Genomic DNA, 13,341 nt, shown 5'->3' with positions numbered 1-13,341 from the left:
AAAATGATGATTCTGATAGGTCATTAGAATGACAGCTTGACGATTCTGATAGGAGTTGTTAACCGTGGATTATGTAATTGAAATGAATAACATACGCAAAGAATTCCCAGGAATCGTTGCGAACGACAACATTACGCTGCAGGTCAAACAAGGCGAAATTCATGCGCTGCTGGGAGAGAATGGTGCTGGGAAGTCGACGTTAATGAACGTCTTGTTCGGCCTGTATCAACCGGAGCGCGGCGAGATTAAAGTCCGCGGCGAACAAGTCGAAATTAATGACCCGAACAAAGCGAATGACCTCGGTATCGGCATGGTTCACCAGCATTTTATGCTCGTGCAGAATTTTACCGTCACAGAAAACATTATTCTCGGCAGTGAACCGACAAGAAGAGGGGCCGTGAATTTAAAAAAAGCAGAGAAGGATGTTCAGGAAATCTCCGACCGCTACGGGCTCCGGGTGGACCCGAAAGCGAAAATTGAGGATATTTCCGTCGGCATGCAGCAGCGCGTGGAAATCTTAAAGACGCTGTACCGCGGAGCGGAAATTCTCATTTTTGACGAGCCTACGGCTTCCTTAACACCGCAGGAAATTAAAGAATTAATTAACATTATGCATAACCTCATCAATGAAGGAAAATCGATCATTCTCATTACACATAAATTGAAGGAAATTCTTCAAGTCTGCGACCGCTGTACGGTTATACGCCGCGGACAGGGCATCGGCACCGTCGATGTGGAAGGGGCTACGGAAAGCAGCCTCGCTGAAATGATGGTCGGCCGCGAAGTAAACTTCTCGGTAGAGAAAACACCTGCATCACCGAAAGACGTCGTCCTGGATGTGCAGGATCTCGTTGTCGAGGATGCCCGCAAATACGACATCGTTGATCACTTAAATCTTCAGGTCCGGGCCGGAGAGATTGTTGGCCTCGCCGGCGTGGACGGTAACGGCCAGACAGAGCTGATTGAAGCATTGACCGGGCTCCGTCCGGTGAAGTCGGGGAAAATCTCCATTTCCGGCTCGGAAACATCCAAGTATAAACCCCGGAAAGTGACGGAAGCGGGTGTCGGACATATTCCTCAGGACCGCCACAAACATGGGCTGGTACTGGACTTTACGATCGGGGAGAACATTCTCCTGCAGACGTATTACCAGAAACCTTTTTCCAATAAAGGTATTTTAAATTACAACAAAATGTATGAAAAAGCAAAAGAACTTATCGAGGAATACGATGTCCGTACTCCTCATGAGAAAACTCCGGCCCGTTCACTTTCCGGCGGAAACCAGCAGAAAGCAATTATTGCCCGGGAAATAGACCGTTCCCCGGACTTGTTAATTGCAGCACAGCCGACACGCGGACTCGATGTCGGGGCTATTGAGTTCATCCATTCCAAGCTTGTAGAAGAGCGCGACAAAGGCCGCGCGGTACTTCTCGTATCTCTTGAGCTGGATGAAGTTCTGAACGTCAGTGATAAAATTGCTGTAATCTATGAAGGAAAAATTGTCGAAGTCGTCGAAGCCGACCAGACAGATGAACAGGAGCTCGGCCTGCTTATGGCCGGGGGGCAAAAGGAAGCAGGTGAAGCTACGACATGATGGATGCAGTAAGAACTAAATGGATGGGGCTGTTAATCCCGATCATTTCCATCCTGCTCGCTTTTCTAGCCGGAGCAGTTATTATGGTGCTGAGCGGAAACAACCCTATTACCGGGTATGCAGCACTCGTTTCAGGTATTTTCGGTACCCCTTATGATTTCGGGGAAACGCTGCAGCGGATGACGCCGCTCATTTTCTCTGGACTGGCAGTAGCATTTGCCTTTCGGGCCGGATTGTTAAATATCGGTGTTGAAGGACAGCTGATTGTCGGATGGTTTACGGCTGTTATCGCGGGAATTGTTGTCGACCTGCCGACGCTTATTCATATTCCGTTCGCCATTGCAGCAGGCGCCCTTGCCGGAGCTCTATGGGGTGCGGTACCGGGCTTCCTAAAAGCCCGCTTTGAGGTACACGAAGTTATCGTTACGATCATGATGAACTATATTGCGATGCACGTTACCAACTCGCTGATCCGGACGTATTTTCTCGAATCCGGCCAGCGGACTGCCATCGTTAATGAATCTGCATCGCTCGAGTCCACATTCCTTTCGGAGCTGACAAACTTCTCGCGTCTACACTGGGGCTTTTTCATTGCAGCTGCCGCCTGTGTCGTGATGTGGTTTATTCTCTGGAAAATGAAGCGCGGATTTGAGCTTCGTTCCGTCGGCTATAATAAAAATGCCTCAATGTACGCGGGTATGAGTGTTAAAGGAAACATCGTTCTGTCGATGACTATCTCCGGTGCGTTTGCCGGTGCCGGCGGAGCGATGGTAGGCCTGGGCACATATGGATATGCCAACATTCTACCGGCATTTACCAACATCGGATTTGACGGCATCGCCGTTGCCCTTCTCGGAGCCAGCACATCGATTGGTATTTTCCTGGCTGCGTTCCTGTTCGGTGGTCTGCAGCAGGGCGCCAACATGATGCAGGCGACGGCAGGCGTTTCGCCGGAGCTGGTTGAAATTGTGATCGCACTGATTATTTTCTTCGTCGCTTCCGGTTATGTTATCCGCTGGGCAATCGATCGGATTGCAAGCAGGAAGGGGGAGAAATAAATCATGGATGTACTTTATCAAATTTTAGTGACGATTGTCCCTGCTGCCTTAATTGCAGCGGCTCCTCTGATGCTTACAGCAATGGGCGGATTGTTCAGTGAACGTTCCGGTGTCGTAAACATTGGTCTGGAAGGTCTTATGGTTATGGGGGCGTTCGGCGGTATTGTCGGTACGCTGATGTTTGAGTCCTTCGGCTTTGGCGCCGCTTCACCGTGGTTCGGAATTTTGTTCGCTGTTGTCATCGGAGCCATTTTCTCTCTCATTCACGCAGTTGTCTCCATTTCATTCCGTGGTGATCAGATCGTCAGTGGTGTTGCGCTGAACTTCCTGGCGCTTGGTCTCACCGTTTTCCTGACGCGGGAAATATTTGACCGGGGTCAGACAGATACCATTTCCGAGCGTTTGTTCCGGACACCGATTCCAATTCTGAGTGATATTCCAATTATTGGACCAATGCTGTTTGACCGCGTGTATGCTACGACGTACGTTGCGATACTCATCGTTGTTATCGTCTGGTTCGTCGTCTTTAAAACACCATTCGGCCTGCGTCTCCGTTCTGTCGGTGAACATCCGATGGCAGCGGATACGATGGGAATCAAAGTTCTCCGTACACGCTATATCGGGGTAATGATGAGTGGTGCACTAGGTGGTGCCGGTGGTGCGGTTTACGCGATTACGATCGCCGGAAACTTCGCCGGAGGTACAATCGTCGGCCAGGGATTCATGGCACTTGCAGCCTTGATATTCGGTAAGTGGACACCGTTTGGCGCTATGGGTGCTGCCATCTTCTTCGGACTTGCGATGGCCCTCAGTACGTCAGCCCAGCAGCTGCCGGGACTCTCCGCAATTCCGCAGATCTGGTTCCTGATTCTGCCTTACGTCTTAACGATCTTTGCACTTGCCGGATTCGTTGGCAAAGCAGAACCTCCGAAGGCGCTGAATCAGCCATATACAAAAGGAAGCCGTTAATTCGATACGAAAATTTCTATTATGAAAAGGTTCCAGCGTTTTTACAGCGCTGGAACCTTTTTTGTAGGTAAGAATGTATAAAATTCAAAGCCTCATTCAAGCAGTTATGCCAAGGGCTGCAGCATTTCAGTGTTCTGTTCCATTTACCGTTTGTTTCTGTTGATAGAGCTTTACCGCTACCCGGCTGCAGTGCCCACTCGCTCGAGGTTCCTACACCCCTGCCGAAGAAAGCGAAGATCAGCTTTCGGGACGGCTCGCTGGTGACCAGGGCGCTTCCGCTTGTCAGATTCCCTCCGGAACGCGCACGGCTGCAGGTGCAGGCAGAAAGCGGGTACCTGTTCAACAAACGTCTCTTTGCTTTTAAGACCAGTCGGTTTCTGCCTGGTTTATTTTACTGCGGATCAGCAAAGCTGGGCTGATATATATGACTTTTGTTTTATGCTGCTGCTGAGGCATATAATGAAATAAGTCCCGAAAGAAAAAATAATTTCTCTTTCCCTTTACTTAAGAGTCCTTTATACTAGTTATAAGGATGTAAACGATACGATTTTAGGAGGCTGATGTCGATGAGTGATGCGGTAACACCATTTTATCCCGTGCAGATCTCCTGCGGTATGTGTCAGTCTTCCTATAAGACAATGCAGATCCGAAGCCGTTTTCTCCGCGTAAAGGAAGTGCATGCGGATTTTTCCCGCACGTTCAAAGATCCATCCATTGATCCGCTTCTTTACGAAGTATCTGTCTGTTCGAAGTGCGGCTACGCATCTACTGCAACTTTTCTGCCCGTGCGGAAAGCGGACGTGATTGAACGTTTCGCAGAGGAAGCAGCCTCCAAGTGGGAACCGAGAGATTTCGGCGGTGAGCGGACAGAAATTCAGGCGGTGCACTGCTGGAAACTGGCGCTTTACTGTGCGTCGTTTTCAGAACAGCCGCATGCGGTCACAGCGGGTGCAGCATTGAAACTTCACTGGATGCTTCAGCGAACAGCGGAGGGAGAGACAGAGAACGGCCGCTTTCTCCGTCTGGCCGCTTCTGAATATGAAGCTTCCTACATGAGTGGAGATTTTCAGGATACCGATATGGATGAACTGACACTTTTATTTCTTCTCGGGGAAACCAACCGGCAGCTGGAAGAAGCGCAGAAAGCCGGGACGTATTTCTCGAAAATTTTTCAGCATAAAGAAAAGGACCTGCATCCTGCTCTGGTGGAACGGGCAAGAGAGCAGTGGCAGGAAACGCGCACGACATCAAAGGCATAAGGAATACGAGAGGATGAAGCAATCGATGAATGCAGCACATATAAACGCAGTCTGCCGGGCAGCAAAAGGTATTATGACCGATCATTTTCAGGTGGAAGTGACACCACAGAAAGCACAGGCGGGCGGAGGAACAGTGCCCAGTAATGACGTAGCGGTCGTTCTCGGTGTAAGCGGAGAGCTGACCGGCCAGATTATCTGCTCGATTGATACGGCAACAGCGAAAAACATCGTCGGTACGATGATGGGCGGGATGGAAATTAAAGAAATGGATGAAATCGGATGGAGTGCAATTCAGGAGTTCGGCAACTGGGTGGCAGGCTCGACGGCAACGGAGCTGTCCAAAGAAGACTGTATTATTGATGTGACCCCGCCGGTCGTCAACGAAGGCTCTTCTAAATTCCGCTCCTCCAAAACGTTCATTACCGTGCCGATGCTGACCGGAATCGGAGACATTTCGGTTCACGTATCCTTGGAGTCGGTTTCCTGATTCCTCCGCCGGTCGGACTGTGCTAAAATAAGTCCAGTCCGTGAAAAAGGAGGCGTTCAGCCATGTCGACACTGGATATGTCGAAATTCGAGAAAAAGATTATTCTGCGTAACATTGAATACAATGATATAGATGATATTATTACACTTTCCAATCGGTGTTTTCCAAATATGGAGCCGTGGACGCGGCAGCACTTAATCAGTCACCTGGAGATCTTTCCGGAAGGGCAGTTCTGTATCGAGTTAGACGGTGAGATTATCGGTTCCTGCTCCAGTCTTCTTATTAATTTTGATGAATACGATGACCAGCATACGTGGGATGAGATAACGGATGGAGGCTACATCACGAACCACGATCCGGAAGGCTATAACCTTTACGGCATTGAAGTGGCCGTCCACCCGGACTACCGCCGCATGAAAATCGGCCGCCGTTTGTACGAAGCGAGAAAAGAACTTGCCCGCGAGCGGAATCTGAAGTCGATCATTATCGGCGGGCGTATTCCCAACTACCGTCAGTACTCGGAAGAAATGTCCCCGCGGCAGTATGTCGAAGAAGTGATGAACCATAACGTATTTGATCCGGTGCTCACCTTTCAGGTAATGAACGGGTTTACGTTGAAGCGGGTGAACCGCAACTATCTGACAGACGACCGGGCATCGATGAAATATGCTACGCTGATGGAGTGGAATAACGTTGACTACCGTCCGACTTCGAGACGTCATTTTAAAACGGCGCTTCCTGTCCGGATCTGCGCGATTCAGTATATGATGAAAAAAATCGATTCGTTTGATGAATTTGCACAGCAGTGTGAATATTATGCAGATGTGGGTGCCAGCTATGCCTCTGATTTTGTCGTATTCCCCGAAATATTTACGACGCAGCTTCTTTCTTTTATTGAGGAGAAAAGTCCGAGCCGCGCCATCCGCCGACTGACAGATTTCACAGAAGATTATATTAATCTCTTTACAGACCTTGCGATTAAGTATAATGTAAACATTATCGGTGGTTCCCACTTCGTGGAAGAGGACGGGGATATTTATAATATTGCGTACCTTTTCCGCAGGGATGGCACGATTGAAAAGCAGTATAAAATTCATGTGACACCGAATGAGCGCAGGTTCTGGGGCATCCAGGGCGGCGATAAAGTCGAGGTGTTTGACACTGACTGCGGCAGAATTGCCATTCAGATCTGCTATGACGTGGAGTTTCCGGAGCTCGGCCGCATTGCAGCAGAAAAGGGTGCCAATATTATTTTCACTCCGTTCTGTACCGATGACAGACAGGGCTATCTGCGTGTACGCTACTGCGCCCAGGCAAGAGCAGTGGAAAATCAGGTGTATACGATGATCGCCGGAACTGTCGGCAACTTAACGCATGTGGAGAATATGGACATTCAGTATGCCCAGTCCGGTATTTTCACGCCGTCTGATTTTGCCTTTTCCCGTGACGGTATTGTCGGGGAATGCCACCCGAATATTGAAACGGTCGTTGTCGGGGATGTGGACCTTGAGCTGCTCCGGCGTTCGAGAAAATCAGGAAACGTCACACAGTGGAAAGACCGCCGTCACGATCTATATCGTGTCGATTACGACTGTTAAACAACCAAGTTCAAAGAGGTGTTCCCGTATAAAGGGGACACCTCTGTTTTATCAATCGAGCAAAAATGAAAGGGGTTACTTTTGATGGCACATCCATTATTTCATGAAAAAACACCTTATTTTCTGCACGGAGCAGATTACAACCCGGAACAGTGGAAGCGGTATCCGGACGTATTTGAAGAAGATCTGCGGCTGATGAAAAAAGCTCAGTGCAACGTGATGTCTGTCGGTATTTTTTCCTGGACGGAGCTTGAGCCGGAAGAAGGGCGGTACGAACTGGACTGGCTGGAAGAAGTGATTAACCGGCTGCATGAAAATGACATTTCCGTCTTTCTTGCAACGCCTACCGGGGCCCGTCCGGCATGGATGTCCCGGAAGTATCCGGAAGTGCTTCGTGTGCAGGCCGATCGGACGAGAAACCTTCACGGCCTCCGGCATAACCACTGCTTCACTTCTCCGGTCTACCGGGAAAAAACGGAAGCAGTCAACCGGAAGCTCGCGGAACGGTTCGCAGCGCATCAAGGCGTCATCGGCTGGCATATTTCCAATGAATATGGCGGCGACTGTCACTGCAATTACTGTCAGGAGGCATTCCGGAGCTTTTTAAAAAAGAAATACGGAACACTTGATGCATTAAACCATGCGTGGTGGACGACGTTCTGGAGTCATACATACACGTCCTGGGAGGAAGTGGAGTCGCCTGCACCGCACGGCGAATCCATGGTACATGGTATGAACCTTGACTGGAAGCGGTTCGTCACTGAGCAGACGAGAGACTTTTTCCGTCATGAAATCCAGCCGATCCGGAAAATTTCTCCCCAGGCTCCGGTAACGACCAACTTCATGGGAGATTACGAAGGACTGAACTACTGGAAATTCGTCGACGACGTATCCATCGTCTCGTGGGACAGCTACCCACTCTGGCACCAGAGAGAAAACGACATTCTTACCGGTTCCTGGACGTCCATGATGCATGATTTGAACCGATCGCTGAGCCGCGGGCCGTTTCTATTGATGGAGAGTACGCCGAGTGTCACCAACTGGCAGCCGCATTCCAAGCTGAAGGAGCCGGGAATGCACCTATTATCCTCCCTTCAGGCCGTCGCACATGGGTCTGATTCTGTCCAGTATTTCCAGTGGCGGAAAAGCCGCGGTTCCAGTGAGAAGCTCCACGGCGCTGTAGTCGGTCATGACGGAACGGAGCACACACGCGTGTTTCGTGATGTTCAGGATACAGGTGAAGCACTGAAGGCGTTATCAGACATTGCCGGTAGCGGGACGAAAGCTCCGGCTGCGGTCATTTATGACTGGGAGAACCGATGGGCGCTTAAAGATGCCCAGGGTCCCCGGAATGAATCGGTGTTTTATGAAGAAACCGTTCATGACTATTACCATGCCTTCTGGCAGGCAGGTATTCCGGTGGATGTCATCGATTCCGTCCAGCCGCTTCAGTCCTACAAAATTGTTGCGGCACCGATGCTGTACATGCTCCGCCCCGGCGTGAAAGAAGCGCTGGAATCGTTTGTGGCAGAAGGCGGAACTCTTCTGCTGACGCACTGGAGCGGCGTCGTGGATGAAAATGACCTTGCCTTTCTCGGCCGGCCGCCGCTCGCGGATCTGACCGGCATCGTACCGGAAGAAATCGACGGCATGTATGAAAGCCAGATCCGGCGCGCAGCAGGCAAAGGCGGTATCCGGGAGTTCCGCTATTTAACCGAGCGAAGCCATGTGGAATCAGCGGAAGTACTGTCATCATTTACCGATGATTTTTTCCGAGACCACCCGGCAGTTACGAGAAATAACTTCAAAAACGGAACCGTTTACTATACAGCAGGACGCGTCGAATCTGCCGGCGTCCAGGACCTCATTCATCAGGCTGCGGAAGAAAGCGGCGTGGAAATTGTTCCGCTTCCGGAAGGAGTAACCCGCCAGAAGCGGGAGACAGACACAGGCAGCTATCTGTTCTATATGAATTTTTCCGGTGAGGAACAGGTGTACAGCCATCCGGAGAAGGCGGAACTTCTTTTCGGCAGCAGATGTCCGCTTGAAAAACACGGTATTCACGTCTGGCAGGTACGTAAGGAGGAGCAGAAATGAAGCAGGAAGCAGTATTTCAAGGAAAACCGGTCTACCGCTACACACTGCAGAACAGCAATGGGATGGAGCTTGAAGCGCTGAATTACGGAGCTGTTATTACAGCTGTTCGTTTTCCGGAAGAAGAAGGTAAGCGGAACCTTGTGCTTGCCTATGATGATCTGGCTGAATACGAACAGAATCCTTACTATTTCGGCGCCGTTATCGGCCGGACATCCGGCCGGACCAAAGGAGCGGTAATCGACGTCGACAGCACCCGCTACGAACTGGAAGCCAATGATGGAGAAAACCATCTTCACGGAGGAAGCCGCGGTCTTGCCCACCGTTTCTTTCAAGTGGAACAGCTGTCCGGAGCACTCGTTTTCATTTGTACCATTCCGGATAAAGAAGATGGCTACCCGGGCACGCTTGACGTAAAAGTAACGTACACGCTGACGGATGAAAACGAACTTCATATTGATTACGAAGCTCGGGCAGATCGCACAACACCGGTCAATTTGACCAATCACAGCTATTTTAACCTCGGCGGGAAAACGGTTCTGGACCATACGCTGCAGCTGGATGCCGGCCGGGTCTTTCTGCTTGAAGAAGGATCGCTCCCAAAAGAAGAGGCTTCTGTGGATGGGCACCCCGTGTTTGATTTTCAATCACCACGCCGCTTGGGCGAGGGCATTCTGCAGGACCATGAGCAGACAACACTCGTCCAGGGTGGGATCGATCATCCTTTCCTTCTGAACGGAAATTCGCCGGCAGCGGTTCTCTCCAGTCCCGAAACGGGAAGAACGATGACGGTGACGACCGATCAGCCGGCTGTCGTTATGTATACGGGAAATCAAATGAATGGCACAAGATCCATCAATGGAAGCCGGGAAACCCGCCACGGAGCCGTCTGTCTGGAAACGCAGCATCCGCCCGATCAGACGGAAGCTATTCTTCTGCCTGCAGATAAAACGTACCGCTCCCGGACGACATACTCTTTTGCCTGATTGCTCTTTTTTGACAGGTGAGGTAGAATGCCCTTTATGAAGGAGGGGGCGTCATGTTTACAAATACAACGATACTGCCGGCGATTCGTGATTTAAAGGATATTGATAAAGCGATCAAAACAGACAGTGAGTACATCGTACTTTTGAATACGCATATCGGTCAGCTGAAAAGTCTGGTGCGTGAATTAAAACGTTCGGATAAAAAAGTGCTTCTGCATGCCGATCTGGTGCAGGGGTTGAAGACAGATGAATTTGCGGCCCAGTTTCTTTGTCAGGACATCCGGCCGGACGGTATCGTGTCTACAAGGAGAAGCGTTCTTTCCACCGCAAAAAAAGCCGGCCTCATCACTATACAGCGCCTTTTTCTGCTGGATTCCCTGGCTCTTCAGTCCAGCTACCAGATGATGAATACGATCAAGCCGGACTGTGTGGAAATTCTTCCAGGCATTATTCCCCACATCATTGAGGAAGTGCGGCGGGATATGGATGTTCCCGTCATTGCCGGCGGGCTGATCCGTTCCGACGAGGAAGTGCAGGCTGCTCTCGATGCGGGTGCATTTGCCGTGACGACCTCCAACAGACGTCTGTGGAAAATTACCGAAGAGAAGTGAACGCATTTTCACGGAGGCAGAAGCTTCCGTGAACTTTTTTTATATTTTATATTGACAACGCTTACAAGAGATGGTTAAATGAAATCAAGTTAATATATTATTCATGGAGACGAAGGAGACCAATGAATGTTTACTCAGTGTTTGTAATACCTGGGTCAACTTTTCATTGGTCTTTTTTAGTATCCGGAAAAAAAGGAGGAAGAATCACATGTCACCATTCTGGGGAGAAGTTTTTGGCACAATGATTCTGATTATTTTAGGTGCAGGGGTTGTTGCAGGCGTGGTCCTGAAGGATTCCAAAGCATCCGGAGGCGGCTGGATCGTCATCACCGCCGGATGGGGGCTCGGGGTGGCACTTGCCATCTACGCGGTAGGTCAGATCAGCGGCGCCCACATTAATCCGGCAGTAACCATCGGATTTGCACTGGTCGGGGATTTCCCGTGGAGCCAGGTGCCGTCCTACATTATCGCACAGGTGCTCGGTGCGATGATCGGGGCAACACTCGTTTATTTCCAGTATGTAGCCCACTTCAATGCCACAGAGGATCCAGGAGCCAAGCTCGGTGTATTCTCAACCGGGCCGGCGATCCGTCACACGCCGTCCAACTTTTTCAGTGAAGTACTCGGCACCTACGTCCTCGTTATCGGTCTTTTGTTCATCGGTGCGAACCAGTTTACCGAAGGGTTGAATCCACTTATCGTCGGTTTTCTGATCGTTGCGATCGGCCTGTCCCTCGGTGGAACAACCGGCTATGCAATCAACCCGGCACGTGACCTCGGGCCGCGTATCGTTCATGCGCTGATGCCGATTAAAGGCAAGGGTTCTTCCGAGTGGGGCTATGCGTGGATACCTATCGCTGGTCCGATCATCGGCGGCGGTCTCGGTTCCTTGTCCTACGCAGCGATGTTTGAAGGCACTTTCTATCCAATGCTCTGGGTTTTTATGGCTCTATTTGCCGGAGTGATGGTGCTCACATTTTTTCTTGAAAGAAAACACTTGAAAATGCAGGAGAAACGCTTCGTTTACCAGAATCCTACATTAGGAAAAAAAGCTTAGGAGGTATGCATTTATGACAGCCAATTACATTCTTGCACTTGACCAGGGAACTACGAGCTCGAGAGCGATTCTCTTCAACAAAGCCGGAGAGATCGTCGACGTCGCACAAAAAGAATTCAAACAGTACTTTCCAAAGCCGGGCTGGGTGGAGCACAATGCAAACGAAATCTGGTCCTCCATTTTAAGCGTGATGGCTGAAGTGCTGAATAATCAGGGAGTGGCAGCAAGTGACGTTGCCGCGATCGGGATTACGAATCAGCGGGAAACGACTGTTGTATGGGATAAGCATACGGGAAGACCGATTTATCACGCTCTTGTCTGGCAGTCGAGACAGACTGATGGTATCTGCCAGGAGCTTAGAGAAAAAGGATATAACGATCTTTTCCGGGATAAAACCGGACTGCTCATTGATGCATACTTTTCAGGAACGAAAGTGAAGTGGCTTCTGGATAACGTTGACGGAGCCCGGGAGAAAGCAGAAAACGGCGATCTTCTCTTCGGTACGATCGACACGTGGCTCATCTGGAAACTTTCCGGCGGCGAAGCACACGTGACAGATTATACGAATGCCTCACGGACACTGATGTATAATATTTATGACTTGAAGTGGGATGACGAGCTGCTCGATATTCTCGGCGTACCGAAATCGATGCTGCCGGAAGTAAAGCAGTCGTCGGAAGTTTATGCCCATACGGTAGATTATCACTTCTTTGGACAGAAAGTGCCGATCGCCGGCGCAGCTGGGGATCAGCAGGCAGCTCTATTCGGCCAGACCTGTTTTGAAAAAGGGATGGCGAAAAACACGTACGGTACAGGCTGTTTCATGCTCATGAATACCGGAGAAAAGCCGGTGAAATCAGAGCACGGCCTGCTGACAACGATCGCCTGGGGCGAAGGCGGTAAAGTCGAATACGCTCTCGAAGGAAGTATTTTCGTTGCCGGTTCGGCGATTCAGTGGCTTCGTGATGGCCTCCGGATGATTAAGTCCGCTCCGGAAACACAGGAATATGCAGAACGTGTTACATCGACAGACGGCGTCTATGTCGTGCCGGCATTCGTCGGACTTGGTACACCTTACTGGGACAGCGATGTGCGCGGTGCGATCTTCGGTCTAACACGCGGAACGGAAAAAGAACATTTCATCCGGGCCACGCTGGAGTCACTCACGTACCAGACACGTGACGTGCTGGATGCAATGGAAGCGGACTCGGGCATACAGCTGAAAGCACTCCGGGTCGACGGCGGCGCTGTAGCCAACGATTTCTTAATGCAGTTCCAGAGTGATATACTCGGCACGCAGGTGGACCGGCCGAAAGTGCAGGAAACGACGGCACTCGGTGCAGCTTACCTCGCCGGTCTTGCTATCGGTTTCTGGGACAGTAAAGAAGAGGTTGCAAAGCAGTGGAGCATCGAAAAATCGTTTGAACCGAAAATGAAGGAAGAAGAGCGGGAAGAGCTGTATGACGGCTGGAAAACCGCGGTACAGGCAACGAAGGCCTTCAAACGGTAATAAACAATTTACCGTTAAGACTATGTGTGATACAATAGTCTTAACTTGATACAAGGTCTGAGATGCCGGAGAGACCACAGCGGAGAAGCAGGAGCAGTCCAGCTTCCTATCAGCTGTG

General features: G+C 50.4%; 11 protein-coding genes. All 11 read left to right on the top strand.

Going from position 1 to position 13,341, the window contains the following annotated elements:
- The first annotated feature begins 64 nt into the window (after positions 1–64).
- Positions 65–1,594 carry an ABC transporter ATP-binding protein gene (locus C6I21_RS13455; protein WP_105960013.1) on the top strand — a complete coding sequence of 510 codons (1,530 nt, stop codon included), beginning with the start codon at positions 65–67 and terminating at the stop codon, positions 1,592–1,594.
- Positions 1,591–2,652: an ABC transporter permease gene (locus C6I21_RS13450; protein WP_105960012.1), complete on the top strand. Its 1,062-nt coding sequence runs from the start codon at positions 1,591–1,593 to the stop codon at positions 2,650–2,652. The genes C6I21_RS13455 and C6I21_RS13450 overlap by 4 nt, the downstream gene beginning before the upstream one ends.
- Positions 2,653–2,655: 3 nt before the next feature.
- Positions 2,656–3,621 (top strand): ABC transporter permease, encoded by a 966-nt coding sequence (locus C6I21_RS13445; RefSeq protein WP_105960011.1) that lies wholly within the window; start codon positions 2,656–2,658, stop codon positions 3,619–3,621.
- 566 nt (positions 3,622–4,187) lie between these two features.
- The gene (locus C6I21_RS13440; RefSeq protein ID WP_181186261.1) at positions 4,188–4,880 is read left to right on the top strand and encodes a DUF2225 domain-containing protein; all 693 of its coding nucleotides are present in this window, start codon (positions 4,188–4,190) and stop codon (positions 4,878–4,880) included.
- Positions 4,881–4,905: 25 nt separating this feature from the next.
- Positions 4,906–5,367: a chemotaxis protein CheX gene (locus C6I21_RS13435; RefSeq protein WP_105960009.1), complete on the top strand. Its 462-nt coding sequence runs from the start codon at positions 4,906–4,908 to the stop codon at positions 5,365–5,367.
- A 62-nt stretch (positions 5,368–5,429) separates the two neighbouring features.
- Complete coding sequence (locus C6I21_RS13430) at positions 5,430–6,965, top strand: GNAT family N-acetyltransferase (protein WP_105960008.1); 1,536 nt, start codon at positions 5,430–5,432, stop codon at positions 6,963–6,965.
- Positions 6,966–7,049: 84 nt separating this feature from the next.
- The gene (locus C6I21_RS13425) at positions 7,050–9,062 is read left to right on the top strand and encodes a beta-galactosidase (RefSeq protein WP_105960007.1); all 2,013 of its coding nucleotides are present in this window, start codon (positions 7,050–7,052) and stop codon (positions 9,060–9,062) included.
- Positions 9,059–10,045, top strand: a complete 987-nt coding sequence (locus C6I21_RS13420) for an aldose epimerase family protein (RefSeq protein WP_105960006.1) — start codon at positions 9,059–9,061, stop codon at positions 10,043–10,045. Before C6I21_RS13425 ends, C6I21_RS13420 begins: the two co-directional genes overlap by 4 nt.
- Before the next feature lie 53 nt (positions 10,046–10,098).
- The gene (locus C6I21_RS13415; RefSeq protein ID WP_105960005.1) at positions 10,099–10,656 is read left to right on the top strand and encodes a glycerol-3-phosphate responsive antiterminator; all 558 of its coding nucleotides are present in this window, start codon (positions 10,099–10,101) and stop codon (positions 10,654–10,656) included.
- 208 nt (positions 10,657–10,864) lie between these two features.
- A complete protein-coding gene (locus tag C6I21_RS13410) occupies positions 10,865–11,713 on the top strand; it encodes an MIP/aquaporin family protein (RefSeq protein ID WP_105960004.1) in 849 nt (282 codons plus the stop codon).
- A 13-nt stretch (positions 11,714–11,726) separates the two neighbouring features.
- Positions 11,727–13,223 carry a glycerol kinase GlpK gene (gene glpK, locus C6I21_RS13405; protein ID WP_105960003.1) on the top strand — a complete coding sequence of 499 codons (1,497 nt, stop codon included), beginning with the start codon at positions 11,727–11,729 and terminating at the stop codon, positions 13,221–13,223.
- Positions 13,224–13,341: the final 118 nt, after the last annotated feature.

The organism is Alkalicoccus urumqiensis, from assembly GCF_002993335.1.
Taxonomy (GTDB): domain Bacteria; phylum Bacillota; class Bacilli; order Bacillales; family Salisediminibacteriaceae; genus Alkalicoccus; species Alkalicoccus urumqiensis.
This window is presented reverse-complemented; position numbering and strand designations above follow the sequence as displayed.